At 67.3% G+C, this 26,255-nt stretch carries 28 protein-coding genes; 16 read left to right on the forward strand and 12 right to left on the reverse strand.

Going from position 1 to position 26,255, the window contains the following annotated elements; translation table 11 throughout:
- Positions 1 to 450 carry a rhodanese-like domain-containing protein gene (locus NMQ14_RS01805; RefSeq protein ID WP_257092930.1) on the reverse strand — a complete coding sequence of 150 codons (450 nt, stop codon included), beginning with the start codon at positions 448 to 450 and terminating at the stop codon, positions 1 to 3.
- Positions 451 to 776: 326 nt separating this feature from the next.
- On the opposite strand from NMQ14_RS01805, the gene glnA reads away from it, so the two are divergent.
- The 10 genes from glnA to NMQ14_RS01855 all read left to right on the forward strand — a co-directional run bounded on the left by glnA (position 777) and on the right by NMQ14_RS01855 (position 9,365).
- A complete protein-coding gene (gene glnA / locus NMQ14_RS01810) occupies positions 777 to 2,189 on the forward strand; it encodes a type I glutamate--ammonia ligase (protein ID WP_257092932.1) in 1,413 nt (470 codons plus the stop codon).
- A 157-nt stretch (positions 2,190 to 2,346) separates the two neighbouring features.
- Positions 2,347 to 2,826: a DUF4124 domain-containing protein gene (locus tag NMQ14_RS01815; protein ID WP_257092934.1), complete on the forward strand. Its 480-nt coding sequence runs from the start codon at positions 2,347 to 2,349 to the stop codon at positions 2,824 to 2,826.
- 72 nt (positions 2,827 to 2,898) lie between these two features.
- Positions 2,899 to 4,002, forward strand: coding sequence for a nitrogen regulation protein NR(II) (gene glnL / locus NMQ14_RS01820; RefSeq protein ID WP_257092936.1), 1,104 nt, complete (start codon positions 2,899 to 2,901; stop codon positions 4,000 to 4,002).
- Complete coding sequence (ntrC, locus tag NMQ14_RS01825) at positions 3,999 to 5,414, forward strand: nitrogen regulation protein NR(I) (protein WP_069038158.1); 1,416 nt, start codon at positions 3,999 to 4,001, stop codon at positions 5,412 to 5,414. The genes glnL and ntrC overlap by 4 nt, the downstream gene beginning before the upstream one ends.
- Positions 5,415 to 5,470: 56 nt before the next feature.
- Entirely contained in the window at positions 5,471 to 6,274 is an 804-nt protein-coding gene (locus NMQ14_RS01830) for a biotin--[acetyl-CoA-carboxylase] ligase (protein ID WP_257092942.1), read from the forward strand.
- A 1-nt stretch (position 6,275) separates the two neighbouring features.
- Entirely contained in the window at positions 6,276 to 7,016 is a 741-nt protein-coding gene (locus NMQ14_RS01835) for a type III pantothenate kinase (RefSeq protein WP_257092944.1), read from the forward strand.
- A 43-nt stretch (positions 7,017 to 7,059) separates the two neighbouring features.
- Positions 7,060 to 7,734 (forward strand): SPOR domain-containing protein, encoded by a 675-nt coding sequence (locus tag NMQ14_RS01840; protein ID WP_257092946.1) that lies wholly within the window; start codon positions 7,060 to 7,062, stop codon positions 7,732 to 7,734.
- Positions 7,731 to 8,354 (forward strand): dephospho-CoA kinase, encoded by a 624-nt coding sequence (gene coaE / locus NMQ14_RS01845; protein ID WP_257092948.1) that lies wholly within the window; start codon positions 7,731 to 7,733, stop codon positions 8,352 to 8,354. Before NMQ14_RS01840 ends, coaE begins: the two co-directional genes overlap by 4 nt.
- 61 nt (positions 8,355 to 8,415) lie before the next feature.
- Entirely contained in the window at positions 8,416 to 9,171 is a 756-nt protein-coding gene (zapD, locus tag NMQ14_RS01850; protein WP_257092950.1) for a cell division protein ZapD, read from the forward strand.
- A 23-nt stretch (positions 9,172 to 9,194) separates the two neighbouring features.
- A complete protein-coding gene (locus tag NMQ14_RS01855; protein WP_069040461.1) occupies positions 9,195 to 9,365 on the forward strand; it encodes a DNA gyrase inhibitor YacG in 171 nt (56 codons plus the stop codon).
- Positions 9,366 to 9,573: 208 nt separating this feature from the next.
- Here NMQ14_RS01855 and NMQ14_RS01860 read toward each other — a convergent pair whose 3' ends face one another.
- Positions 9,574 to 10,110 (reverse strand): energy transducer TonB, encoded by a 537-nt coding sequence (locus NMQ14_RS01860; RefSeq protein WP_257092952.1) that lies wholly within the window; start codon positions 10,108 to 10,110, stop codon positions 9,574 to 9,576.
- Positions 10,111 to 10,184: 74 nt separating this feature from the next.
- On the opposite strand from NMQ14_RS01860, the gene NMQ14_RS01865 reads away from it, so the two are divergent.
- On the forward strand, positions 10,185 to 11,261 hold the full coding sequence (locus NMQ14_RS01865; protein ID WP_257092954.1) for an ankyrin repeat domain-containing protein: 1,077 nt from the start codon (positions 10,185 to 10,187) through the stop codon (positions 11,259 to 11,261).
- On the opposite strand, the gene NMQ14_RS01870 is transcribed toward NMQ14_RS01865, so the two are convergent.
- The 3 genes from NMQ14_RS01870 to pqqA all read right to left on the reverse strand — a co-directional run bounded on the left by NMQ14_RS01870 (position 11,227) and on the right by pqqA (position 14,075).
- Positions 11,227 to 12,990, reverse strand: coding sequence for a sulfate permease (locus NMQ14_RS01870; RefSeq protein ID WP_257092956.1), 1,764 nt, complete (start codon positions 12,988 to 12,990; stop codon positions 11,227 to 11,229). The two genes, NMQ14_RS01865 and NMQ14_RS01870, sit on opposite strands and share 35 nt — an antisense overlap.
- Positions 12,987 to 13,856 carry an MBL fold metallo-hydrolase gene (locus tag NMQ14_RS01875; protein ID WP_257092958.1) on the reverse strand — a complete coding sequence of 290 codons (870 nt, stop codon included), beginning with the start codon at positions 13,854 to 13,856 and terminating at the stop codon, positions 12,987 to 12,989. Before NMQ14_RS01875 ends, NMQ14_RS01870 begins: the two co-directional genes overlap by 4 nt.
- A gap of 144 nt (positions 13,857 to 14,000) precedes the next feature.
- A complete protein-coding gene (pqqA, locus tag NMQ14_RS19675; RefSeq protein ID WP_083224124.1) occupies positions 14,001 to 14,075 on the reverse strand; it encodes a pyrroloquinoline quinone precursor peptide PqqA in 75 nt (24 codons plus the stop codon).
- A 211-nt stretch (positions 14,076 to 14,286) separates the two neighbouring features.
- On the opposite strand from pqqA, the gene NMQ14_RS01885 reads away from it, so the two are divergent.
- Positions 14,287 to 15,822, forward strand: coding sequence for a malonyl-CoA synthase (locus tag NMQ14_RS01885; protein WP_257092962.1), 1,536 nt, complete (start codon positions 14,287 to 14,289; stop codon positions 15,820 to 15,822).
- A complete protein-coding gene (locus NMQ14_RS01890) occupies positions 15,819 to 16,052 on the forward strand; it encodes a cysteine-rich CWC family protein (RefSeq protein ID WP_257092964.1) in 234 nt (77 codons plus the stop codon). The genes NMQ14_RS01885 and NMQ14_RS01890 overlap by 4 nt, the downstream gene beginning before the upstream one ends.
- Before the next feature lie 9 nt (positions 16,053 to 16,061).
- On the opposite strand, the gene lptA is transcribed toward NMQ14_RS01890, so the two are convergent.
- From lptA to NMQ14_RS01910, 4 genes are read right to left on the reverse strand one after another with little or no spacing between them, the layout of a single operon-like run.
- Positions 16,062 to 16,667 carry a lipopolysaccharide transport periplasmic protein LptA gene (gene lptA / locus NMQ14_RS01895; protein ID WP_257092966.1) on the reverse strand — a complete coding sequence of 202 codons (606 nt, stop codon included), beginning with the start codon at positions 16,665 to 16,667 and terminating at the stop codon, positions 16,062 to 16,064.
- Complete coding sequence (gene lptC / locus NMQ14_RS01900) at positions 16,664 to 17,239, reverse strand: LPS export ABC transporter periplasmic protein LptC (RefSeq protein WP_257092968.1); 576 nt, start codon at positions 17,237 to 17,239, stop codon at positions 16,664 to 16,666. The genes lptA and lptC overlap by 4 nt, the downstream gene beginning before the upstream one ends.
- On the reverse strand, positions 17,236 to 17,766 hold the full coding sequence (locus NMQ14_RS01905; protein WP_257092970.1) for an HAD family hydrolase: 531 nt from the start codon (positions 17,764 to 17,766) through the stop codon (positions 17,236 to 17,238). The genes lptC and NMQ14_RS01905 overlap by 4 nt, the downstream gene beginning before the upstream one ends.
- Before the next feature lie 2 nt (positions 17,767 to 17,768).
- Complete coding sequence (locus NMQ14_RS01910) at positions 17,769 to 18,758, reverse strand: SIS domain-containing protein (RefSeq protein WP_257092972.1); 990 nt, start codon at positions 18,756 to 18,758, stop codon at positions 17,769 to 17,771.
- Positions 18,759 to 18,910: 152 nt separating this feature from the next.
- Here NMQ14_RS01910 and NMQ14_RS01915 point away from each other — a divergent pair, with 152 nt between their 5' ends.
- The gene (locus tag NMQ14_RS01915; protein WP_257093221.1) at positions 18,911 to 20,881 is read left to right on the forward strand and encodes a monovalent cation:proton antiporter family protein; all 1,971 of its coding nucleotides are present in this window, start codon (positions 18,911 to 18,913) and stop codon (positions 20,879 to 20,881) included.
- Positions 20,882 to 20,918: 37 nt separating this feature from the next.
- Here the strand turns inward: NMQ14_RS01915 and NMQ14_RS01920 are convergent, their stop codons facing one another.
- A complete protein-coding gene (locus NMQ14_RS01920) occupies positions 20,919 to 21,611 on the reverse strand; it encodes a prepilin-type N-terminal cleavage/methylation domain-containing protein (RefSeq protein ID WP_257079425.1) in 693 nt (230 codons plus the stop codon).
- 245 nt (positions 21,612 to 21,856) lie between these two features.
- Between NMQ14_RS01920 and NMQ14_RS01925 the strand changes: the two genes are divergently transcribed.
- The gene (locus tag NMQ14_RS01925; protein ID WP_257092974.1) at positions 21,857 to 23,635 is read left to right on the forward strand and encodes a sensor histidine kinase; all 1,779 of its coding nucleotides are present in this window, start codon (positions 21,857 to 21,859) and stop codon (positions 23,633 to 23,635) included.
- Positions 23,636 to 23,835: 200 nt separating this feature from the next.
- On the opposite strand, the gene NMQ14_RS19680 is transcribed toward NMQ14_RS01925, so the two are convergent.
- Together NMQ14_RS19680 and NMQ14_RS01940 are read right to left on the reverse strand one after the other, a co-directional pair.
- Positions 23,836 to 24,816 carry a DUF1499 domain-containing protein gene (locus NMQ14_RS19680; RefSeq protein ID WP_306441017.1) on the reverse strand — a complete coding sequence of 327 codons (981 nt, stop codon included), beginning with the start codon at positions 24,814 to 24,816 and terminating at the stop codon, positions 23,836 to 23,838.
- A gap of 52 nt (positions 24,817 to 24,868) precedes the next feature.
- Positions 24,869 to 25,288, reverse strand: a complete 420-nt coding sequence (locus NMQ14_RS01940; RefSeq protein WP_257092976.1) for a DsrE family protein — start codon at positions 25,286 to 25,288, stop codon at positions 24,869 to 24,871.
- Between the two features lie 412 nt (positions 25,289 to 25,700).
- Here NMQ14_RS01940 and NMQ14_RS01945 point away from each other — a divergent pair, with 412 nt between their 5' ends.
- On the forward strand, positions 25,701 to 26,153 hold the full coding sequence (locus tag NMQ14_RS01945) for a hypothetical protein (RefSeq protein WP_257092978.1): 453 nt from the start codon (positions 25,701 to 25,703) through the stop codon (positions 26,151 to 26,153).
- The last annotated feature ends 102 nt before the right edge of the window (positions 26,154 to 26,255 follow it).

Below are 26,255 nucleotides of genomic sequence, written 5' to 3' on the forward strand. Positions count from 1 at the left end.
TCAGGTCTGGCTCCACGGCAGGCCGGCCCTGCGCCAGCCACCCACGGTGTTGCGATGGCCGTTGGCGTCCATGTCTCCCTCGAACCCTTCGAGGATGTTGTAGGCGTTGCTGTAGCCCGCTTCCGCTGCGGCCGCCGCGGCGCCGTGCGAGCGTCCGCCGCTGCGGCACAGGAACATCACCAGCGCTTCGGGATCGACCTGGTGCTTGAGCTGTGTGATGAAATCCGGGTTGCGCTGGCCGGATGACTGGTTCCATTCGATCTGCACAGAATCCGGTACCTCGCCGACCCACTGCCACTCTGCCGATGTGCGCACATCGACGATGCGCGCGCCCGGCGCGAGCCTGAGCAATTCGTGCGCTTCGACCGGCGTCACGGCACCGGCGTAAGGCAGCTGGAGCTGTTGCGCACGTTCCCGTGCGAGACCGAGTATCTGTCCGAGTGTAGCCATGGCTGATGTTCAGGCGAATAAAAGTGGTCGAAGTATATCGTCCGCTGCAGTCGACGCCCGCACGCACCAAATCAGTGCTTACAAAAACAGGCGCGCATCAAATCGGTGCAGTTTTCGGGCCTGCTGCCCGCGCCGCCGACGTCAACGCGGCCTGTGGCACAATCCCGGGGCGAAATCCGGTGCGTGGCACGCGATCTGCTTTATTCAGCGCTGCGACAGCCGCCGCAACTGAACTGTTGAGACGTGCCTCAGACTCGCCCAAAAAACAGGAATCACCCCGTTCAAGCCGACCGAGCAACATCCATACATCCATCGTAGGAGAAATCATGACGACCGCGAAGCAGGTACTCGACATCATCAAGGAGAAGGAGGTCAAGTTCGTTGATTTCCGTTTCACCGACACCCGTGGCAAGGAACAGCACGTGGGTGTGCCGGTCAGCGCCTTCGACGCCGACAAGTTCACCGAAGGCCACGCTTTTGATGGTTCGTCGATTGCCGGCTGGAAGGGTATCCAGGCTTCGGACATGCTGCTGATGCCGGATCCGGAAACCGCCTTCATCGACCCATTCTTCGACGAAACCACGCTGGTCATCAGCTGTGACGTCGTCGAGCCGTCGGATGGCAAGGGTTACGACCGCGATCCGCGCTCGATCGCCAAGCGCGCCGAAGCCTTCCTGAAGTCGTCCGGCCTGGGCGATACCGCCTACTTCGGCCCGGAACCCGAATTTTTCATCTTCGACAGCGTCGAGTGGAACATCGACATGTCGGGCTGCCGCGTGCAGATCTTCTCGGAAGAGGCTGCATGGTCGTCGGGCGAGAAGTTCGAAAGCGGCAACACCGGTCACCGTCCGGGCGTCAAGGGCGGCTACTTCCCGGTCCCGCCGGTCGATTCGCACAATGACATCCGTGCCGCCATGGTGCTGGCGCTGGAAGCCGTCGGCATCCCGGTCGAAGTGCATCACCACGAAGTCGCGACCGCCGGCCAGAACGAAATCGGCACCAAGTTCAACACGCTGGTGCGCCGCGCCGACTGGACGCAGACGCTGAAGTACATCGTGCACAACGTCGCCCACAGCTACGGCAAGACAGCGACCTTCATGCCTAAGCCCATCGTCGGCGACAACGGTTCAGGCATGCACGTGCACCAGTCGATCTGGAAGGACGGCAAGAACCTGTTCGCCGGCAACGGCTACGCCGGCCTGTCGGAATTCGCGCTGTACTACATCGGCGGCATCATCAAGCATGCCAAGGCGCTGAATGCGATCACCAACCCGGGTACGAATTCGTACAAGCGTCTGGTGCCGCATTACGAAGCACCGGTCAAGCTGGCCTACTCGGCCCGCAACCGCTCGGCCTCGATCCGCATTCCACACGTCGCGTCGGACAAGGCCCGCCGCATCGAAACGCGTTTCCCGGATCCGCTTGCCAATCCCTACCTGTGTTTTGCCGCGCTGATGATGGCGGGCCTGGACGGCGTGCAGAACAAGATCCACCCGGGCGAGCCGGCCGACAAGAACCTGTACGACCTGCCGCCGGAAGAGGACAAGCTGATCCCGACCGTGTGCGCCAGCCTCGACGAAGCCCTCGATGCGCTCGCCGCAGACCATGCCTTCCTGACCAAGGGTGGCGTGTTCTCGGAAGACTTCATCGCGGCCTACATCGAGCTGAAGATGACCGAAGTGAATCGCACCCGCATGACGACCCACCCGGTCGAATTCGAGATGTACTACAGCCTCTGATCGCCACCGATCAGCACATGCCGGCGTGGCGTCAGCCCGCGCGGCATGTGAAGCGTTGAGGAAAAGGACGGCAATTAGCCGTCCTTTTTCATTGTCACTGCGCAAGTGTGCGCCCTACACTCGTGCTGCTTCGACCCGAAACGCCCAGGTGATCCACATGCTACAAGGTCTGAACCGTATCCTGATTGCCGCGGCAAGCCTGCTTGTCGCAGCGCCCGCCACGGCAGAAATCTACAAGTGCGTCGACGCCGAAGGCCACACCACGTACACGAACGAAAAGTCGCGCGCCAGCGGATGCAAGGTGCTCGCCAGCGACGTGCCGGTCAGTTCGGTACCCGGTCCGGCTGCCGCCACGCCCAAGCCGGCCGCCAATCCGGCTGGTTTTCCGAACGTCAGCAACGACCAGCAGAAGGCGCGCGATTCCGAGCGCAGGCGCATCCTCGAAGCCGAACTTGCGACCGAAACCGGCAGTCTTGAAGAAGCGCGCAAGGCGCTGACCGAAGGCGAAGCGGTCCGTCTGGGCAATGAGCGCAATTACCAGAAGTATCTCGACCGGATACAGGGGCTCAAGGACAATGTGGCTCTGCATGAACGCAATGTCGATGCGCTGCGCAAGGAGCTGTCCAAGCTGCCCTGACCGCAGGGCATGTGCGAGCCTGCCGATGGACCGGCGGGCAATGCTGGCGCGCTTCTTGCGTGGATCGCGGTCATGATTGCATCCAAGCCAGGCAGGTCGTCCCGCCAACCCTCCCGCGAATGGTCCGAACGCTTCAGCGGGCTGGAACTGCTCGCGAGCGCGGTGGCGCTGCTCGATGCCGAGCGGCACATCGTCTTCCTGAACCCGGCAGCGGAAAACCTGTTCGCAGCCAGCCTCGCCAAACTGCACGGCAAGCACTGCGACCGGCTGATCGGCCCGATGCACGGCCTGGATACCGCGCTCGACAACGCGCTTGCCAACAACTGGAGCTATACCGGTCACAACCTGTCGGTGGATAGACAGATCGGCGGATCGCTTCAGCTCGACTGCACGGTGTCGCCGGTGCATACGGAGAATGCCCGCATCCTGCTCGAGTTCCGCCCGATCGACCAGCAACTGCGCATCGCACGCGAAGAACAGGTGCTGCAGCAGCAACAGGCCAACCGCGAACTGATCCGCAACCTCGCGCACGAAATCAAGAATCCGCTCGGCGGCATCCGTGGCGCCGCCCAACTGCTGGAACGCGAACTCGATCGGCCCGAACTGCGTGAATACACGCAGGTCATCATCAACGAATCGGACCGGCTGCAGGACCTGATGAACCGCCTGCTGCATTCGCATCGCGCGATGCAGGTGACTACGGTGAGCATCCATGAAGTGCTCGAGCGCGTCCGCCTGCTGATCGCCTCGGAGTTTCCGGACGTCGAGGTCGAGCGCGACTACGACACCAGCCTGCCCGACCTCACCGCCGATCGTGAACAGCTGATCCAGGTCGTGCTGAACATCGCGCGCAACGCCGCGCAGGCGATGAAGGGCCACGGCAGCATCCGGCTGCGCACACGTGCCCACCGGCAGGCGACGCTGGTGAAGCGACGGCACAAGCTGGCACTCGAATTGCAAGTGATCGACAACGGCCCGGGGATTCCGGAAGACCTGCTCGATCGCATCTTCTATCCGCTCGTGTCCGGCCGCGACGACGGCACCGGACTCGGGCTCACGCTGGCGCAGAGCTTCGTGCATCAGCACCACGGCACCATCGAGGTGCAGAGCCGGCCGGGCTACACCGTTTTCACAATACTGCTGCCCTTCAAGCAAGGCACTTCGGAGAAACCATGAATCCGGTCTGGATAGTCGATGATGACCGCTCGATACGCTGGGTGCTCGAAAAGGCGCTGGCGCGCGAGTCGATCCCGTATTCCGCTTTTTCCACCGCACAAGAGGCGCTCGACGCGCTCGATGCCGGCGGCCAGCCGCAGGTGCTGGTGTCCGACATCCGCATGCCGGGCGAATCCGGTCTGTCGCTGCTGGAAAAGGTCAAGGCGCGCCACCCCAGCCTGCCGGTCATCATCATGACCGCCTATTCGGATCTGGACAGCGCGGTCGCCGCCTTCCAGGGCGGCGCGTTCGAATACTTGCCCAAGCCGTTCGACGTCGATCACGCGATTGAACTGGTGCGCAGGGCCATCGAAGAGAGCATGCACCAGGCCAGTGCACCGGCCGAAGCCGACATGGCTCCCGAGATTCTCGGCAAGGCAGCGTCGATGCAGGACGTGTTCCGCGCCATCGGCCGCCTGGCGCAGAGCCACGCCACGGTGCTGATCAACGGCGAATCCGGCACCGGCAAGGAACTGGTAGCGCGTGCGCTGCACCGCCACAGCCCGCGCCGCGACGCGCCTTTCATTGCGATCAATACGGCGGCCATTCCGCGCGACCTGCTGGAATCGGAACTGTTCGGCCACGAACGCGGCGCCTTCACCGGCGCCACCGCGATGCGTCGCGGCCGCTTCGAACAGGCGGACGGCGGCACACTGTTCCTCGACGAAATCGGCGACATGCCGTCCGAGCTGCAGACGCGCCTGCTGCGCGTGCTGTCCGACGGCCACTTCTACCGCGTCGGCGGCCATTCGCCGATCAAATCGAATGTGCGGGTGATCGCCGCCACCCACCAGAATCTGGAAGACCGGGTGAAGCAGGGGCTGTTCCGCGAAGACCTGTTCCACCGGCTGAACGTGATCCGGCTGCGTATCCCGCCGCTGCGCGAGCGGCGCGAGGACATCGTGCTGCTGGCGCAGCACTTCATGACGAAGAGCGCGCAGGAGCTGGGCGTCGATGCCAAGCGCCTGTCCGAGCCGGCGACCCGCTATTTGCAGGGGCTGGAATTTCCGGGCAATGTGCGCCAGCTGGAAAACCTCTGCCACTGGCTCACCGTGATGGCGCCCGGGCAGGTGGTCGATGTGAAGGATCTTCCGGCCGAACTGCGCAGCCAGCCGGCGCGCGAAGCGGCGGGTGACTGGGGCGCTGCGCTGGCGTCCGAGGTCGATCGCCTGATCGCGCTCAAGCAGCCGGCGCTGTTCGATCATCTGGTGCAGGAATTCGAACGCACGCTGATCCGGCGCGCGCTGGCCAGCACCGGCGGGCGGCGCATCGAATCCGCGCAGTTGCTCGGCATCGGCCGCAACACGATCACGCGCAAGATCCAGGAACTGAACATCGAAGGCGGCCGCGAAGTCGAGACAGACCTCGAGTAGTCCGACCTGCACGACGGCGGCTGGCTGCAGGCAGCCGCCCGGCTACAATCCGCCGCATGACTGCCCACGCTGAAACCGCCGTTGCGGACACCGCTCTTGCAGACGCGCTGCGCCAGCGCGCCCGCACCGTCCCCGAAAACTGGATCGTCGAGGTGTGCGCCGCCTGCACCAGCACCAACAGCGTGCTGCTCGAACAGACCGGACGCGACACGCGCCTGCTGTTCGCGCTCGAACAGACCGCCGGGCGCGGGCGGCGCGGGCGCGCATGGACCGCCCGCCCGGGCGACAGCCTCACCTTTTCGCTGCGCCACACCTTTGCCCTGCGTGCCGACGCGCTGTCCGGACTGAGTCTGGCGGTCGGCGTCGCACTCGCCGATGCGTTGCGCGCGCGCGGCGTCACCGACATCGCACTCAAGTGGCCGAACGACCTGATGCGGGCCGACCGCAAGCTGGGCGGCGTGCTGATCGAACTGTCATCGCCGCCGGCCGGCGACACGACCGCCGTCATCGGCGTCGGACTCAATCTCGCGCTGCCGCCGACAGGCGACTACGCCCATGCTCCGGCCGCGCTCTGTCCTGATGCGCCCGGCCGCGAAGTGTGGCTGGACGTCGGTGCAGCGCTGGCCGACGCGCTGGCGCGCATGCTGCCGCAGTTCGCGGCGCACGGTTTCGCACCCTTCGCCGATCGCTGGAACCACTACAACCTGCACGCCGGCCGCGCGGTCACCGTGTCCGGCGATGGCGCGCAGCTCGACGGGCGGTGCCTGGGCGCCGATCCCGACGGCGCGCTGCGGCTCGACTGCGAAGGCCGGATCGAGCGTGTGCTCGCCGGTGACGTATCGCTGCGTGCGGCATCCTGACGTGCAACTGCTGATCGACGCCGGCAACAGCCGCATCAAGTGGGCCTGGTGCGAGCGCGGTCATCCCGGCGAGGTGTCGGCGCTCGATGTGTCCGCGCTCGATGCGGCGGTGCTGGCGCGCGCGTGGCAGGCGGCCACGACCGCGCACTACACCTGCGTGGCGGGCGACGTCGTCGATGCCGCCATCCGGCGCGCGTTGCCGCCAGCCTGTGCGGCGCACCGCGTGTTCGCCGGGCCGACAGCCTGCGGCATTGCGAACCTGTACGACCAGCCGGCCCAGCTGGGCGCCGACCGCTGGGCCGCGCTGATCGGCGCACGCGCGCTGCAGCCCGGGCCACTCGTCGTCGCCACCGCCGGCACCGCCACCACCATCGACGCACTCGACGCCGACGACCGCTTCATCGGCGGCTACATCCTGCCCGGACTGCGCCTGATGCTCGAATCGCTGGCGCGCCGCACCGCCGGTCTGCCACACGCCGACGGTCACGCCGTCGACTGGCCACGCAACACCGACGATGCCATCCACAACGCGTGCACCGATGCTCAGGCGGCGCTGATCGAGCGCGTGCGCGAACAGCTGGGCGCGCAGGCGACCGTGCTGCTGTCCGGCGGTGCAGCCGCGGCGATTGCGCCGCGACTGCGCTGCGCCCACCGGAGGGTGGAGGATCTGGTGCTGCACGGGCTGGCCCGCCTGGCGTCAGCCGACAACGGCAAGGATGTGATGAAATGCGGATCCGAATGACCCCCCATTTCGACGGCATTGCGCCGCGCCACGGACATTGACGATGCGCCTCGCGTTCTTTCTGTTGCTGCTGATCAATGTTGCGCTCTACCCCTTCGTGTCCGGCCTGATCGCCGGCAAGGGCGACGGCAGCGAGCCGCTGCGCATGGCCAGCCAGATGAAGCCGGACAGCATCCGCATCCTGCCGTCCGATAGCGAGCCACCGGTCGCCGCAGCCCCCGCCGAACCGGAGGTGGCAAACGCCGACGCCGACGCGCCGGCGCTCTGCCGGGCGTTCGACGGCCTGTCGCGTGAGCAGGTCGATGCGCTGACCGCGCGCATCGCCACGCAGCAGCTCGCGCTGCAGCTGTCGGAAGCCGAACAGACCGAAACCACCGCCTGGTGGGTGCACATCCCTGACATGCAGACGCGCCAGTTGGCGGAACGCAAGCAGGCCGAACTGCGCGCGCTGGGCGTGCGTGAAATGATCGTCATGGCCGATCCGGCCGATTCGCAGAAGCTGGCGGTGTCGCTCGGCCTGTTCAAGACCGAGGCGGCTGCGAAGGAATTGCTGGCCACGCTGAACGGGCAAGGCGTGCGCAGCGCGCGCATCGCGCCGCGCGAAGGCCGCGCCGGACGCTACCGGGTCGAGGTGCGCGGCACCGGGCCGGAACTGGCTGCCTTGTTCGACAGATCCCCGCTGCTCGACGAGACGGCCCAGCGGACCGACTGCCAATGACCTTCGTGGTCGGGCTGACCGGCGGCATCGGCAGCGGCAAGTCGGCGGTGGCCGAGCTGTTCGTGCAGCGCGGTGCTGCGCTGGTCGACACCGACGCCATCGCACACCAGCTCACCGGACCGCACGGCGCTGCCATCGAGCCGCTGCGCGAGGCGTTCGGCGATGCCTTCATCACGGCCGACGGCGCGCTCGACCGCGCCCGCATGCGTTCCCATGCGTTCGCCGATCCGGCCGCCCGGGCCCAACTCGAAGCCCTGCTGCACCCGCTGATCCGCGCCCGGGCCCGCGACGAGGTCGCCGCCAGCGCCGCACCCTACGTCGTTCTGGCGGTGCCCTTGCTGATCGAATCCGGCGACTGGAACAACCGCTGCGACCGGGTGCTGGTGGTCGATTGTCCGGTCGGGCTGCAGCGCGAACGGGTGCGTGCGCGCAGCGCCCTTCCGGAGCAGGAGATCGACCGCATCATCGCCGCGCAGGCGTCGCGCGAAGCCCGCCTTGCGGTGGCCGACGATGTCATCGACAACGCAGGCGAGCGTGCTGCGCTGGTGCCACAGGTCGATGTGCTCCATGCGCGCTACATGAAGTTCGCAGAACGTGAAAAACCCGCGTCAGCGTTGTGACTCAGGGGCTTTTCCGTCAGAATCATGAGAATTTGCTTGAACAAGTCCCGGACAAGCCCCTGTGATTACATACGAATATCCTCTGAACGAGCGCATCCGCACGCTGCTGCGCCTGGAGGACCTGTTCGAACGCACGCAGCATTTCATGCGTGCCGAGGGCGCGCATGAACATCACGTTGCGCTGGTCAGCCTGTTCGAGATTCTCGAAGTCGCGTCGCGTGCCGACCTGAAGGTCGATCTTGTGCAGGAACTGGAACGACAGCGCCAGACGCTGATGTCCTTCCGCAACAACCCCGACATTTCCGAAGAAGCCCTGTCCGGCGCGCTCTACGAGATAGAGCAGGCGAGCGCGGCGCTGCTGTCGATGGCCGGCAAGATCGGCCAGTACCTGCGCGAGAACGACTGGCTGATGAGCATCAAGAGCCGCGCGGCGATTCCGGGCGGGCTGTGCGAGTTCGACCTCCCGTCCTATCACTACTGGTGTCACCGCGCGCCGTCGCTGCGCCAGTCCGACCTCGCCGGCTGGCTGACGCCAATGCTGCCGATCCGCGACGGCCTGACCATCGTGCTGCGCCTGCTGCGCGCCAGCGGCCGACCGGAACGTCATGTTGCAGGCAGCGGCGCGTTCCAGCAGATGATGGGCGGCAAGTCGGCCCAGATGCTGCGTCTGCGCGTGTCGATGGAAGAAGCGGTCACACCTGAAATCAGTGCCAACAAGTACGCGCTCAACATCCGCTTCGTCGCGCCCGGCGGTCACGCCCGCCCGCGCGTGACCGAAACCGACGTCGGCTTCGAACTGACCTTCTGCAACCTGTGAGCACTCCGGGCACCGGCGGTCGCATCGTCACCTGTCCGCGCTGCGGCCAGCCCGCCGTCTATGCGCCGTCGAACCCTGCACGGCCGTTCTGCAGCCCGCGCTGCAAGAATTCCGATTTCGTCGCCTGGGCGAACGAGGAGTACCGCGTGCCCGATGCGTCGCCCGAACTGCCGCCGGACGAAGATATTTCATAGGTCGGTCTGGCCGAACGAATCCGGGTGCCTCGCCGCGATCAGTGCCGCGGCCATCGTTGTGCAGAGTGCGTATCGCGGCGAGGCCGCCGCTCCCACAGGGCCAGCTCCCACAGGGCCAGCTCCCACAGGGCCAGCTCCCACAGAGCTGTTGCTTCTATTGTTGTCCTGGGCGGGCGCGGGGGCTTCGCCGTGTTGACGTGATGCGGCGTCAGTCGAGCCTGAACACGACCGGCAGCAGCAATTCGCGAGTGCCGCCCGCGTTGATGCGGCCGATCTGGCGTGCGGCGTCGAGCGCCGCGCGGTCCAGCAGTGCGTGACCGCTGCCGGCCAGCACGGCGGCGTCGATGACCCGGCCCGACGCATCGAGCAGCAGGCGCAGCGTCACTTCCCCCTCCAGTTCCCGCTCGATCGCCTCCGGCGGGTAGAACACATGACGGTTCAGCTTCTGCTGCGCCTGCTCGCGCGCCTCGGCGGTGGTTGTCGTGCTCCGCGGCGCGCGGACGACCGCTGGCGGACGCGGTGCCGGTTCAGCCTGTTCGCTGCGCGTGTCCTTCAGCAGCGGTTCAGCCGGCTCGGGCTCCGCTGCGCGCGGCGCGGCTGCCGCAGGCGCGGTCTGCAGCCGGGCCTGCAATGCCGGCGCCGGCGCGGCGCGCGGCGCTTCGGCCGTGCGTTCGGGCCACAGCAGGAACAGGGCGTGCGTCAGCGCGGACAGTGCAAGTGCGAAATGAAGTTTCAGGCGGGACAAACCGGCGGACGGGATCGTTAGACTGGCGACCTGTATTGTGCCCGACCCACCGGGCTGCCTTGACGGGGACGCACTTGATCCAGACTTTCCGATGTCTTGCCGCGCTGCTGCTGGCGCTCTGCCTGATCCCGCCCGCGTGGGCGCAACTGCCCGATCCGGCGCGTTTCGGTCGCGCGATGGAGATGGGCGACATCCGCTCGGCGACCCGCTGGCTGGACGAAGGCCTGCCGCCGGATTTCGAAGCCGACACGGTGGGCAGCGGCATGATGATCGCAGCCTGGGACGGCAACATCGAACTGATGCAGCTGTTTCTCGAACGCGGCGCCCATATCGATTACATCAGCCGCATCGGCGAACAGGCGATCGCGCTGGCGGCGTGGCGCGGCCATCAGAAGGCGGTCGAATGGCTGATCGAGCGCGGTGCGTCGCTCGACCCGCCGGACAAGACCTGGGGCGCGCTGCATTACGCCGCGTTCGCCGGTCACCGGCGCATCGCAGACCTGCTGATCGCGCGTGGCGCGAAACTCGACGCGCGCGCGCCCAATTTGTCGACGCCGTTGATGATGGCGGTGCGCGAAGGCCACGAAACCATCGTGCGCGCGCTGGTCGAGGCCGGCGCCAGCACGAATGCGGTGTCCGACCGTGGTGAAAATGCGCTGGCCTGGGCGCTGCGCTACAACCGGTTGCGCATCGCCGGGCTGGTCGCTCCCACGGAAGAGGTGGCGGCGGCCGTCAAGGCGCAGCCGGTGCAGGCCGTACCGCCACCGCCGCCGCAGGCGTCAGTGCCGGCGCCGCCCGATGTGGCCGCCCTGCTGAAGAAGCTGCGCGAAGCCGAGGCGCGTGGCCAACCCACGGCCGCGCTGCGCAAGCAATTCCTCGCTGCGGTCGACAGCCATCGCAACAGCGCGACCCGGCAGACGGTGAAGGCCGCGCCGTCGGCGCTGGTCATTTCCGCAAAGCGGGGCAAGCCGGGCGCCGAGCGGGCCGAACTGGTGTCCGGCGCCGCGACGCCGGCGGCGCAGACGCTTGCGGCCGACGCCGGTGCGCTGGACATCCTGCGCGCCATCCAGGCGGCGCAGGCGGCCGGTCAGCCGACCGAGGAACTGCGCAAGCGCTTCAGGGCGGCGGTCGAGAAGATCCGCGCGCAGTGAGCGTCGTGACCGCTTCGTGATGTGACAGGAACACCCGGCCGCCGAGCTGCGCCAGCAGGTCGGTGCGCTCGAGCTTGTCCATCACCGGCCCCTTCACCTCCGACAGGTGCAGCAGCACGCCCATGTCGCGCAGCCGGTGCGCCACGCTTTCCAGCATTTCGAGCGCGCTGGCGTCGATGTCATTCACCGCCGAACACTGCAGCACCACGTGCTGCGCGGCGGGCTGCGCCGCGACCAGCGCGAGCATGCGGTCCTCGACCTGACGCGCATTCATGAAGTTCAGGCCTTCATCCACCCGCAGCCCGATCAGCGACGGATCGGTTTCGACCCGATGACGGTCCACGTTGCGGTAGTGCTCGGTACCCGGTACGCGCCCGACCACCGCCATGTGCGGCCGGCTGGCGCGCCACAGCAGCGTGAGCAGCGTCAGCAGCACGCCGGCACCGACCCCGGTTTCGACGCCTGCCAGCAAGGTGACGACCAGCGTGGTGACCACTGCCGCGAAATCGGTGCGCGAACTGCGCCAGGTACGGCGCAGCGTGTCGGTGTCGACGAGCGTCATGATGGCCACGACGATGGTCGCCGCCAGCGTGGCCTGCGGCAGGTAGTGCAGCAGTGGCGTCAGCGCCAGCGCGGCCAGCGCGATGCCGACCGCGGTGAAGGCGCCGGCCGCGGGGGTCGCGGCGCCGGCGTCGAAATTCACCACCGAACGCGAAAATCCGCCGGTCACCGGGTAGCCGCCGGTGAAGGCGGCCGCGAGGTTGGACGCGCCAAGACCGACCAGTTCCTGGTCCGGCTCGATGCGCAGTCGGCGCTTGGCGGCGAAGGTCTGCGCCACCGATACCGACTCGACGAAGCCGATGACGCTGATCAGCAGCGCCGGCAGCAGCAGTTGCGACAGCAGCGCGGGGTCGAAGGAGGGCAGCGTCAGCGGCGGCAGTCCGGCCGGAATGTCGCCCACCTTGCGTACGCCGAACTGGTCGAGGCGCAAGGCCCACACCAGCGCGGTGCTGCCGAGCACGGCCACCACCGGGCCGGCCTTGGCGCAGGTGTCGGCCGCGCGGGCCGACAGGCCGAGCCGGATCAGCAGCGGCTTGAGCCGGCTGCGCGTCCAGTACAGGAAGATCAGCACGCCGGCGCCCAGTGCCGCGGTGGGCAGGTGGGTGTCGGGCAGGTGGGCGATCAGGCCGGGCAGCAGATCGGGCAGCGTGTCGCCACTGGCCTGTATGCCGAGCAGATGCTTGAGCTGGCTCAGCGCGATCAGCAGCGACGACGCGGTGACAAAGCCTGATACCACCGGGTGGCTGAGGAAGCTGGCCAGAAAGCCCAGCCTGAGTGCGCCCATCACGGTAAGCATGACACCGGACACGAAGGCCAGCGTCAGCGCAGCCTGCAGTCGTGCCGCCTCATCCGCCAGGCCGAGCGAACCGACCGCAGCGGCGGTCATCAGCGACACGACGGCCACCGGTCCGACCGACAGCGCGTGGCTGCTGCCGAACAGAGCGTAGGCGAACAGCGGCGCAATGCTGGCATACAGCCCGACCTGCGGCGGCAGCCCGGCCAGCTGGGCGTAGGCCAGGCTCTGCGGGATCAGCATCAGCGTGACGATGAGCGCGGCCAGCAGGTCGGCGCCGAAGGTCGGCCGGTCATAGCGCGGCGCCCAGCCGAGCACCGGCAGCCAGCGCGCCCACGCGCCGGACGTCGAGACCGGATGCGTCGGCCGGCTCACAGCACGTCGAGCGGAATCTTGAGGTAACGCGTGCCGTTGGCTTCCGGCTCGGGCAGGTGGCCGGCGCGCATGTTGACCTGTACGGACGGCAGGATCAGCACCGGCATGTCGAGCGTGGCGTCGCGCGCCGTGCGCATGGCGACGAAATCGTCTTCGGCGATGCCGTCATGCACGTGGATGTTGTGCGCGCGTTGTTCGGCCACCGTGCTTTCCCACGCGGGGGCGCGGCCGCCCGGCGGGTAGTCGTGGCACATGAACAGCCGCGTGGCCGGCGGCAGCGACAGCAGCCGGCGCACCGAGTGGTACAGCGTGCGCGCGTCGCCGCCGGGGAAGTCGCAGCGCGCGGTGCCGTAGTCGGGCATGAACAGCGTGTCGCCGACGAACACCGCGTCCTCGATCACATAGCTCATGCAGGCCGGCGTGTGACCCGGCGTGTGTAGCGCGCGCGCGGTCAGTGAGCCGATGGTGAAACTGTCGCCGTCAGCGAACAGCCGGTCGAACTGGCGGCCGTCGCGCGCGAAGTCGTCACCGGCGTTGAACAGGCTTCCGAACACCTTCTGCACAGTGACGATGTGGGCACCGATGCCCAACTGTCCGCCGAGCTGCGCGCGCAGATGCGGCGCAGCCGACAGGTGGTCGGCGTGCACATGGGTTTCCAGTATCCATTCGAGCCGGGCGCCCAGCTCGCGCACCCGCGCGATCAGGCGGTCGGCCGACTGTGTCGAGGTGCGGCCTGCCTTGGGATCGTAGTCGAGCACACTGTCGACGATGGCGCACGCTTGCGTGCTGCGGTCGAGCACGATGTAGCTCACCGTGCTGGTTGCTTCATCGAAGAAGGCTTCGATCTGCATCGAACTGCTGGACATGAATGCTCCCTTGAATCGGATGGGAACACCTTATATCGCTTGCTGCGCCGCGTCAGTAACTGCAGTCACCTTCGTATGCGGCGTCACCCATGAAAAACGGCGGGAGTGCCCGCCGTTTTTTTCCTGCCTGTACTGCCGCGCCGTTCAGCGGTTGGCGATGTACATCGTGATTTCAAAGCCAAAACGCAGATCGGTCGCCTTCGGGGTTTGCCAGTTCATGTCAGTCTCCTTGGTAAGTGCTGCGTACTGCATCAGGTCGTTCGCGCTGCATCGGCGTCTGCCATGCATGGATTGAATGATGGACCCGGCTGCGTCGGCGCACCTGATGATGCACACGAAAGAAGGCCCATGATTTTCATGATCGCGGCCGATTGACGCTGCCACCGGCCGGCCGCCATACTCCGCGCGCAAAATAACGGACCACCCGAACATGACGCAGGAAAACCTGTTCTGCGCACTGCGCGCAGCCTTCCCGGACGATGTCGATGCAATCGCCATCGAAACCGCCGACACGCCCGATCCGCTGTACTACACCTGGCGCGACCTCGAACGCGGCACGGCCATGCTGGCCAACCTGATTGATTCGCTCGCGCTGCCGCCGGAAAGCCGCATCGCGGTGCAGACGGAAAAGAGCGTCGAGGCGTTGATGCTCTACCTCGCCGTGCTGCGCGCGGGCCATATCTATCTGCCGCTGAACACCGCCTATCAGGCGGGTGAGGTCGAATACTTCATCGGCAACGCGGAACCGGCGGTGGTCGTGTGCACCGAGAAGAACGTCCGATGGGTGAGCGATCTCGCTGCGCGCCTGGGTACGCCGTATGTGTTCACGCTGGAAGACGACCGCAGTGGCAGTCTGCTCGACGCCGCCGCGCCGCACAGCGACCGCCACACGCCGGCGCTGCGCGCCGCCGATGATCTGGCGGCAATCCTGTATACCAGCGGCACGACCGGCCGCAGCAAGGGCGCCATGCTGACGCATGGCAACCTGCTGTCGAATGCCCAGGTGCTGAAGGAGGTGTGGGGCTGGCAAGCGGGCGATGTGCTGCTGCATGCGCTGCCGATCTTCCATGTGCATGGCCTGTTCGTCGCCTCGCACGGCGCGCTGCTCAATGGCAGCCGCATGATCTGGTTCAGCCGGTTCGATCCGCGTGCGGTGGCGGCGCGCCTGTCCGAAGCCACGGTATTCATGGGCGTGCCGACGCTGTACGTGCGTCTGCTGGCCGAACCCGGCTTCACGAAGGATGCCTGCCGCGGCATGCGGCTGTTCATCAGCGGTTCGGCGCCGCTGCTGATCGAAACCTTCCGCGGATTCCGCCAGCGCACCGGTCACACGATACTGGAGCGTTACGGCATGAGCGAAACCGCGATGCTCACGTCCAACCCGTACCGGCCGGAAGACCAGCGCCGCGGCGGCACGGTCGGGCCGGCGTTGCCGGGCGTGAGCCTTCGGGTGCGCGACGACCGCGGGCAATCGCTGCCGGCAGGCGACATCGGCGGCATCGAGGTGCGCGGGCCGAACGTGTTCAAGGGCTACTGGCGCATGCCGGAAAAGACCGCTGCCGAATTCACCGCCGATGGCTGGTTCATGACCGGCGACGTCGGCCATCTGAGTGCGGACGGCTATGTGACCATCGTCGGCCGCAGCAAGGACCTGATCATCAGCGGCGGCTACAACGTGTATCCGGCCGAGATCGAAAGCGTCATCAACGACATGCCGGGCGTGGCCGAATCGGCGGTGGTCGGTGTGCCGCACGCGGATTTCGGCGAGGCGGTGGTCGCCATCGTGGTCGCCAAGCCGGGCAGCACGCTCGACGCCGCCGCGATGACGGCACGGCTGAAGGCGCAGATCGCCAACTTCAAGGTGCCCAAGCGGCTGTTCATCGTGTCCGAACTGCCGCGCAACACGATGGGCAAGGTGCAGAAGAACCTGCTGCGCGACGCGCATCGCGCGCTGTTCGCCGGATGAACGAGCCGGTCGCCGTCGATCCGGACCGCTGTCCGCGCTGTGCAGGCCGCTTTACCTGCGGCGCAGCCGGACCGGCGCCCTGCGACTGCTTCACGTTGACGCTCGATCCCGGGCTGCTGGCCGAGCTGCGCGAACGCTACGTCGGCTGCCTGTGTCTCGCCTGCCTGCGCGAAATCACGAATGCGCGGACGGACGCGCGGACCGATGTACCGACGGCGGGCCCCGCCTGACGCACGACCTCAGGGCCTGGGTGCCGCCTCGGACGTCGCGGCCGGTGCGCCCGCCGGCGTGGTGGCCGGCGCGCTCTTGGGCTGGATGATGGCGCGCACCCGCTTCGACTGGTCGCCGCCCGACGGCACCGCCCTGGCGTCGGCCGAGTTGGTGACCGTGTAGTTCTCGCTGATCGAGTTGTATTCGATGTACTGGCCGCGCACCTCGTCGCCGCCGCTCTTCACGTGAGCGCGTACGTAGAAGCGGGTGATTTCGGTCTTGGCGTCGTGCTCGATGCGCTCCGCCTCGCCTTCCATCCACAGGTCCTGGCCTTCGCGCTTCTGCCGGAAGCGCGCCAGACCGTTTTCGCCACTGGTGGCCACGCCCTTCTGGTAGCCGGTCCCGTCCTGCGTCACCACTACCTTGTTGGCCTTGATGGTCAGCGTGCCCTGCGTGAACACGACATTGCCTTCGAAGTTATGGGTTTTCGTGCGGTCGTCCACCGTCACCTTGTCGGCTTCGAGATTGACCGGCTTGTCGCGGTCGGCGCGTTCGGCGCGGGCGGTGGCGGGCAGGCCGGCTGCGAGCAGCAGGGCCAGGGTGGTCAATGCGGCAGTGATCTGACGCGAAATCATGGGCGGCGGGCTCTTTCTATGGTGGCTTTGACGCGCGATTCGAGTACGTACTGTTCCTTGATGCGGTCAGCGACCATGCCTACGCCGGTCGCCACCGACTTGCCCTGCGTCATGCGCACCGGCTGATCGGTGCGCGCGATTTCCTCTTCCGGATACACATAAAGCAGCGTGGTCGCCAAAGTCATTTCGGCCCGGCCCGGACTGGTTTCGCGCAGCACGCGCACATTGTCGCGCAGGATGGCTTCCTTGCCATCCTTGGTTAGCAATGCGCGTTCGGAGCTGATGTGGGTCGGTGCCAGCTTGCCTTCGTAGCGCAGTGTCGGGTGGTCGAGTTCGGCCGAGTCGTCGTCCGGGTAGTGACGCATCTGCCGGGCGGTCAGCGTGTGCTGTATCGCGCCGGTTTCGTCGTAGCGGTACAGCGTGAAGTTGTCGATGATCACATCGGGGTCGTGACGCAGGTTGCCGCTCGACGGCTTGTCGTCGATGCGCGTCGTGCGCTCCAGCCAGATCGTCATGCCTGCGAGCGCGATCAGGATGAGCAGCGGCAGCGCCTGCTGGATGCGTCGGTTCAACGCAGGCAGTCCTGCAGCAGTACGTCGAGCGCGCCGCGTGCGTCGAGCAGGTATTCGCACACCTCGCGCACCGCGCCGCGGCCGCCGTCGGCTTCGGCGATCCAGCGCGCGTGCTGGCGCACGAAGAAGTGGGCGTTGGCCGGCGCCGCCGAAAAGCCGCAGGCGCGCATCACCGGCAGGTCGACGACGTCATCGCCCATGTAGCCGCAGTGTTCCAGCGCAATGCCGCGTTCGGCCGCCAGTTCGCGCATCGCGTCGCGCTTGTTCTCGACGCCGAGCAGCGCGGTCGTGATGCCGAGATTGGCCGCGCGGTGGCGCACCGCCGCCGACGAGCGGCCGGAAATGATGACGATTTCGACGCCCGCGCCGGCCAGCATCTTCAGCCCGTGTCCGTCCAGCGTGTTGAAGCCCTTCATCAGGTCGCCGTCCGGACCGAACCAGATCGTGCCGTCGGTCATGACGCCGTCGACATCGAAACCCATCAGGCGGACCTTGCCCGCCACGTCGCGTACTGCGTTGCCGTCCATGTTCAGATCACCTTGGCCAGCATCAGGTCGTGCATCGTCAGCGCGCCGGCCAGTGCGCCGTGTTCGTCGGTCACCAGCAACTGGTTGACCCGGTTGCGTTCCATCACCTCGGCCGCTTCGGCGGCCAGCTTCGCCTCGCTGATCGAGCGCGGCTGACGGCTCATCACGTCGGCCACCGGCACCGTGCGCACGTCGCCCAGGCGGTCGATCGCGCGCCGCAGGTCACCGTCGGTAAACACCCCGGCCACGCCGCCGGCCGCATCCAGCACCACGGTCATGCCCATGCCGCCACGCGTCACCTGCAGCAGCGCCTCGGTCACCGTGCTGTCGACCGCCACCGTCGGCACGTCGGCGCGCGCGCGCATCACGTCGCGCACATGGGTCAGCAGGCGCCGGCCGAGCGCGCCGCCCGGGTGGCTGCGTGCGAAGTCGTCCTCGCGGAAGCCGCGGGCGTCGAGCAGCGCGACCGCCAGCGCATCACCGAGCGCCAGCGCGCAGGTGGTGCTGGCGGTCGGGGCAAGATTCAGCGAGCAGGCTTCCATCGCAACGCCTGCGTCCAGATGCACGTCGGCCAGCCGGGCCAGCGTCGAATCCGGCTTTCCGGTCATCGCGATCGTGCGGCCGCCCTGTCGGCGCACCAGCGGCACCACCGCCAGCAGTTCGGCGGTTTCACCTGAGTTGGACAGCGCGATCAGCACGTCGTCACGATGGATCATGCCCAGATCGCCGTGCAGCGCCTCGGCGGCATGGACGAAATAGGCCGGCGTGCCGGTGCTGGCCATCGTCGCGGCGATCTTGCGCGCGATGTGGCCGGACTTGCCCAGACCGCTGACGATGACGCGGCCGGTGCTGTCGAGCACCAGCCGCACCGCACGGGCGAAGTCTTCGCCCAGGCGCCCGGACAGCGCGTCGAGCGCGCGGGCTTCGATGTCTAGCACGCGACGGGCCGCGGCGACGATGTCTTCGGTGACCGGCGGGGGACTGTGTGTCATGCGTCTGGCGGGGGAAAGTCCGGTTGATCCGGCAGGTGCCCGCAGCGCGGGCGTTCGGGTGGATCGGTTATGATCGACGCGGATTATAACAACCTGCCCACGGCAGGCGGCCGGCCATCCGCTCATGGCCCTGCCGCCCCTTCTTGTCCACCATGTCCGCACTTGAGCTGGTCCTGCTGCTGCTCGCCGCTTCGGTGCTGGTGGTCGGCCTTTTCCGCAGCATCGGACTGCCGCCCATACTGGGTTACCTGCTGGTCGGTGCACTGGCCGGCCCGCACGCGCTGGCGTTCATCCCCGATACGGAGGAGGCGCGCCAGTTCGCCGAGTACGGAATCGTGTTCCTGATGTTTTCGATCGGCCTCGAATTCTCGCTGCCCAAGCTGTTTTCGATGAAGCGCGTGGTGTTCGGCCTGGGCGGCATGCAGGTTGCGCTGTCGGTGGTGGGCGTCATTACCTTCGCCTGGCTGTTCGGGCTGAGCATCAAGGGCGCGATCGCCGTCGGTGCGGCCATCGCCATGTCGTCTACCGCGGTGCTGATCAAGCTGCTGGTCGAGCGGCTGGAACTCGATTCCGCGCACGGCCGCCAGGTGATCGGCGTGCTGCTGTTCCAGGATCTGGCCGTCGTGCCCTTCCTGGTGGTGATTCCGGTGCTGTCGCTCGGCGCCGAGGAAAGCATGGAAGCGCTGGCGCTGGCCGGCGTGAAGGCAGCCGTGGCGCTGACTCTCATCCTGTATCTGGGCCCGCGCCTGATGCAGCGCTGGTTCTTCGTCGTGGCGCAGCGCAAGTCCCCCGAGCTGTTCATGCTCAACGTGCTGCTGGTGACGCTGGGCATGGCGTTCGCGACCGAGCACGCCGGGCTGTCGCTGGCCCTTGGCGCCTTCCTGGCCGGCATGCTGATTTCGGAAACGCAGTACCGCTATCAGGTGGAAGAAGACATCAAGCCGTTCCGCGACGTGCTGCTCGGCCTGTTCTTCGTCACCATCGGCATGAAGCTCAATCTGGCGCTGGTGCTGTCGGAGCTGTTCTTCGTGCTGGTGACGGTGCTGTTCATCCTGATCGGCAAGTTCGTGGTCGCCGCGGCGGCGTCGCGCTTTTTCGGCTCGTCGCCCGGCACGGCGCTGCGTGTCGGGCTGTGGCTGTGCGCCGGCGGCGAATTCGGCTTCGTGCTGATGGCGCTGGCCGATGCCGCCAACCTGCTGCCCGACCGCATCCTGCAGATCGTGCTCGCGTCGCTGCTGCTGAGCCTGCTCACCGCACCCATCCTCGCCCACTACGCCGACCGCATCGTGCTGCGGCTGGTGCCGTCGGAATGGCTGATGCGCTCGATGCAGCTGACGTCGATCGCCGCCCAGTCGCTGGCGACCGATGGTCACGCCATCGTCTGCGGCTACGGCCGCAACGGCCAGTACCTGGGGCGTTTCCTGGAAAACGAGGGCATTTCGTTCATCGCGCTCGACCTCGATCCGGAGCGGGTGCGCGAGGCGGCGGCGGCCGGTGAAACGGTGGTGTTCGGTGATGCCGGCAAGCGCGAAACGCTGATCGCGGCCGGGCTGACGCGGGCGTCCATCGTCGTCATCACGTTTGTCGACACCGAGGCGGCGCTGCGCGTGATCCATCTGGTCAATGAGCTGCATGCCGAAGTGCCGGTGGTCGTGCGCACCTTCGACGAGCGCGACTACGACAAGCTGTCGGCCGCCGGGGCCACCGAGGTGGTGCCGGAATCGCTCGAATCGTCTCTGATGCTGGCCACCCACGCCCTGGTGCTGCTGGGCATTCCGCTGCATCGCGTGCTCAAGCGCATCCGCCAGTTCCGCGGCGACCGCTATCACCTGCTGCGCGGGCTGTACCGCGGCGCCGAACATCTGTCGGAGGAGGCGGCGTCCGATCAGCAGCACACGCGTCTGCATTCGGTGCCGCTGGCGCCCGGCGCCTGGGCGATCGGACACCGCATCGACGAATTCCACTTCAACGACATCCGCGTCGAGGTGAGTGCGATCCGCCGGCGCGGCATCCGGGCGCTGGAGCCCAGTTCCGACCTGGCGTTCGAAAGCGGCGATGTGGTGGTGCTGCTGGGCGCGCCGGCCGAACTGGCTCAGGCCGAATCGCGCCTGCTCAAGGGCTGAGCGGCCATTGCTGCGAATCCAACGTCAAAACGCGACGTCAGAACGCCACGCACACCGTATAGCGATCGGCCGCGGTTTCGGCCGCGGCGTCGATGTTGGACGCGGTCGATGTGGCCGACGGCGTGCCATTGACGTCGATCATCGCGCGCACGTTGCCGGTGTTCGTCACGCCGTCGTCCATGGTCGAATCGACCTGACGCGCGAGGCGGGCCGTGATGCCGGACGAACAGATGAAGAAGGCGCCGGTCATCGGCCGCGAATCCGGACCGCTACCGGTGGCCGGCGTGATCGGCGAGGTGCTGGTGATGCCGATGGTGCCGTTGTCGGCGTTGCGCGGCAGGTAGGCCGGGTCGCTTTCGACGGTCGGGCCGGTCAGCAGGTTGGCCAGCCGCAGGTGCTGCCACACCAGACGCGATTCGTCGGTCGCGGTGGTCGAGTTCCAGTTGCCGCCGATGCGACCGTTGCCCTGGGTTTCCGGCGTGCCCGGGGTGGTCGCCAGCGTGCCGGCCACGTGCTGCACCACGGCCGGATCGTCGCCCGGCATGAAGCGGAAGCGGTCCTGGTAGGCGTACACGGCGGTCGACATCGTGCGGAAGTCATTCACCAGACTTTTCGCCTTGGCGCTGTTGATCAGTTCCTGCCCCTTGAGCACGCCGCCCAGCAGCAGACCGATAATGACGAGCACGATGGCGATTTCGACCAGCGTGAACCCTTGTTGATTGGCTTTCATGTGAATCCTCCGTATGCGTCCCGACGATGCAGATTCCGTGCCCGAACGGACGATACCGGGAGTGTTTCCTTGATTGCGCTGATTTGGAAACGATTTTTTTCATTGGCGACGGTGAACGACCGTTCACAACCGGGGTGTTCCGGGGTGAATGCCATGCAATCTGACCGGATCCGGACAGTTCTGTCACGATCCGGTCACCTTTCGCGGTGGCGCGCCCCGACCGATGAAAGCAGGGCGACACCTTGATGAGACGCCGTGCCGTGCCGCGCCGCACGCGTGTCAGGTGGCTGACGCGGGCTCAGCCCTGGCTGCTGCTGGGCGTGCTGACCAGCCTGCATCTGCTGCTGTGGCTGGACGACGACCTGCTGTTCGGCCGCGCACTGCTGCTGCCCCACCTCGGCCTGCTGCTGCTGTGGCAACCCCTGCTGCGCGCGCAGTCCCGCATCGAGTGGCCGGTGCTGGCGGCGCTGTGCGTGCTGGTCGGCGTGTTCCTGTGGTTCTACGGGCCGCTGGCGCTCAGCCTGTGGCTGCTGCTGCTGGCCGGTCTGGTCGGCGGCAAGGTGTTCTTTTCGCGCTCGCGCGGGCCGCGCATCTACTACCTCGGCGCACTGGCCTACCTGATCACGGCGCTGCTGACGATCGCTCTGCCGCGGGCGCTGCCGCCCGGCCTGCCGGTGCCGTCCAGCATCGATGCGCTCGGGCTGTGGCTGGCGCCGCTCGCCTTGACCGTCATGCTGCTGGTGCCCGGTCGCGAGCGGGTCGACCGCGACCGCGAAGTGCTCGACTTCGTGTCCGGCACCTTCGTGCTGTTGCTGCTCGCGGTACTCGTGCTGGGCACGCTGGCGGCGATGCAGCTGGCCGGCGTCGACTACCTGCGCGCGCTGCTCGCCACGCTGGGCGTGCTGGCCACCGCGCTGATGGTGATGGGCTGGGCGTGGAATCCGCGCGCCGGCTTCGGCGGCGTCAGCGTCGCCTTCACCCGCTACGTGCTGTCGCTGGCACTGCCCTATGAGCGCTGGCTGGAAAGTCTGGCGTCGCTGTCGCAGGAAGAGAGCCGGCCGGAGGAATTCGTCGCCCGCGCGGCCAACCGCCTGCTCGCCCTGCCGCTGATCAGCGGCGGAGAGTGGACGACTCGCGGTGGCGAGTGGACGACTCGCAGTGGCGAGTGGCACACCCGCAGCGGTGCGAACGCCGCGCCGCCGCGGCGCTTCGGCGAGGTTGCCGCGCACCGGCAGGATTTCGAACACCCGCTGCTCGACCTGACGCTCTACACCGCGCGCCCGCTGTCCGGCGGCCTGCTGTGGCACTTCAACCTTCTGGTGCAACTGCTCGGCCAGTTCTACCAGGCCCAGCTGCGCACCGAAGAACTGCGCCGCCTGTCCTATCTGTCGGCGATCCACGACACCGGCGCGCGTCTGACGCACGACGTGAAGAACCTGCTGCAGTCCCTCAACACCCTGTGTTTTGCCGCCCGCGAAGCCACTGACCCGGACAGCGCCGCCCGCGCCAACGCTCTGCTGGCGCGTCAGCTGCCGGTCATCAGCGCCCGGCTCGAAGCCACGCTGGACAAGCTGCGTCGCCCGCAGCCGGTCGACGGCGAATGGACGCCGGCCCCCGAATGGCTGCAGGCCACCGCGGCCCATTTCGCCGGTCAGGGTGTGACGGTCGAAGGCATGACCGATCCCGACCAGCGCCTGCCCGGCGCGCTGTACACGACCGTGGCGGAAAACCTGGTCGGCAACGCGCTGCAGAAGCGGCTTGCCGAACCGGGCATCGCCATCGTGCTGCGCCTCGGCGGTGACCGGCTGTCGGTCGAAGACAGCGGCAGTGCCATCGCCGACGATCTGGCCGGAAACCTGCTGCAGGCACCGGTCGCCTCCGCCAGCGGTCTGGGTGTCGGGCTGTACCAGTCGGCACTGCTCGCCCGCGCCAGCGGCTTCCGCCTGCAACTCGATCACAACCGCGAAGGCTGCGTCCGCTTCGTGCTGGCGCCGGAAGCGGAAAGCGAGCCTGCCCCGGCCTGAAGAGCGGGGTTGCGGGAGCGGCGCCGGGCTTTTGGGTGCTGCGAAGGGCTTGTGGGAGCGGCGGCCTGTGGGAGCGGCGGCCTCGCCGCGATTGATGCTGCGATGATCGTTGGTCAACGCGCCTATCGCGGCGAGGCCGCCGCTCCCACAGGGACAGCTCCCACAGGGACAGCTCCCACAGGGACAGCTCCCTCGGGCGCCTACTTCGCCTCGGCAAAGCCTTTCGCCAGCGCTTCCATGCGCGACCGGTTCACGCCGAAATCCGAATAGCCGGTCCGCGCACCGGAGCGGTAGTGGATGACCGATGCCCCGGCGTCGATGGCGAACTCCGCAGCATCGACGAAGCGGAAGATGCGTGAGCGGAATTCCGCCGCAATGAAGCCGGGCTCTTCGCGGGTGATGGTCGCGCGCGGCTGGGCGAGGATGACCTGCTTCAGGCGGGCCTGCGCAGCGGCGGCGTCGCCGCTGAAGGGAATCGGCGCCATCTTCGCCGCGCTGTCCGACTGGGTCGACACGCAGTTCGGCGAGTCGGGGCACGGGGTCAGCATGCGCGTGGCGGCATCGGCGGCGAGGGCGGTGGCGGCGCAGGCAGCGAGGGCCAGCGCGGTGGCGCGGGGTTTCATGGTGTGCTCCTTGAGCCACGCCAGTACGTCGGCGGCATTGCGATCGGGCGGAAACACCGGGTAGAACACCTTGACGATGCGTGCGTCTTCGGTGATCAGCGTGAGCCGCCGGTAGAGCTGCATGCCGGCGGCGGTGAAGGTGGGCAGGCGCAACGCGGCCTTGAGCTGCAGGCTGTCGTCGCTCAGCAGCGGAAAGGGCAGGTGCAGGCGCGCCGCCGCTTCCTGCTGGTAGTCGCTGCGCTGGCTGCTCAGCCCGAACACGCCGGCACCCAGCGTGGCCAGTTCGGCATGGTGGTCGCGGAAGGCGCACGACTGCGGCGTGCAGCCGCGTGCACCGGGTATCGCGTCCCAGCCGTCGGGCAGCGGCGCATCCGGCCGGCCGGTCATCGGATAGATATAGATCACCTGCAGGCCGCGCAGCGTCGCGAGATCGGTCGTGCCGCGGTCGGTGCGTGGCAGCGCCAGCGCGGGCAGATGCATCCCGTCGAGATGGGCAGCCGCCCCGTCGTCGAGCGGCGCCGGCAGGTCGTCGGGCAGGGTGGTCAGCGATGTCGTCATATATATGCAGTGTCTGTCCGGCGTGCTCATCCGCAGCGCGTGTCCGCGGTGGCTACCAGGTGAGCGTGCGCGTGTTGTCGCGGAACAGCGCCTCGCCGACCCGCTCGGGGTCGTCGAGCAGCATGCCCTGCATCAGGCTGGCTTCGGTCACGCCGTAATGGCGCATGCACACGCGGCACACGAGTACCACGGCGCCCTTGCCCATCAGTTCGCGCAGCAGTTTCTGCTGGGTGACGAAGTTGCGCAGATTGGTGCTGCTGCCCATGCGCACGGCCTGATCGTTCAGCAGCAAGGTCAGCGCGTGGCCGCGCGCCATCTGGTCCCGCGCGAAGATGAGCCCGGTCTCCGAGCGCTGCGAATTGTCGGAGGTCAGGTTGAGGAACAGAGACGGGGGTTCGGCGGCAAACGCCGGCATGCCCGCTGCGGCGACGATCAGCGCAATCGGCAGCAGCAGGCGTGAGGCAAAAGACATCTGGTTTCCTTCCACGATGGATCGAGGGTGACAGGCGTGAATTGCCGCTTGCACGGCGCATTGCACGCGCAAGTATCGCGCATTGCACCGCCTCGGTCGGGACAGCCTTGCGAAGGGGACGTTCCTCGTCGGGTACTCATTACTGCGCGATAGACACTTTCCACGTCATGACAGGCCCTGGAATGGAGGGACGACGCAGCGCTCTGTCCCGGCGTGACCGATGCTGCACTGCTCCGGCGAGCCTGCATACTCCCCGCGTGTGCAGCGGGGTCCGCCAGCGAACGGTGCGCACGCCATCCAGGCCCGGCTGACGCCAGCGCATCGGATCATCGATACATCGTGCGACGCCGTCGGATCGGCCAGCGAGCCTGACGTCGGGTCGACATTCTTGCCCGCCGGAAGGGAATGAACCATGGATACTCAGGATGACGTGCTGATCAGCAACCGCGTGATGCTCGTGCATTTCGACAGCTACAGCACCGCGCTCGTGTTTGCGAAGTGGAATGACACCTTGCTTCTGCCGGCAGCGCTTCCCGCTTCCGCCGAACTGACGTCAGCGGCCGATGAGCTCGCCGCTGCGCATGATGGCGAGGCGGTGAAGGCGGCGGTCATCGAGCGGCTGGGACTCAATCCGGCCGAGATGGTGCGGGCCAGCGATTTCAACCACTGGGCGTCCACCGAAACCGGCCCGGTCAGGGTGCATCTGCTGCGCTTCACCACCTTCGAGGCGCCCAAGGCCGCACTCGAACCACACGGCGGCGTATTCCGGCCGATCAGCGCGCTCCGCGGTGGCGCGCCGGTGGAACTGCTGCTGGCGCGCGAAGTGTTCAATCTGATCGTCGGTGCAGGTGGGGGCAAGGCATAGGGCGCCGCAGCCCGGTCATGGCCATTGCTCCATTCCCCGTGTTGTCGTGGCCCGGCTCGTGGCCGGGCGGGGAGGATCGGCAATCGGCATACCGGAGGACGG

This window comes from Methyloversatilis sp. XJ19-13 (assembly GCF_024580155.1).
In the GTDB taxonomy this organism is placed as follows: domain Bacteria; phylum Pseudomonadota; class Gammaproteobacteria; order Burkholderiales; family Rhodocyclaceae; genus Methyloversatilis.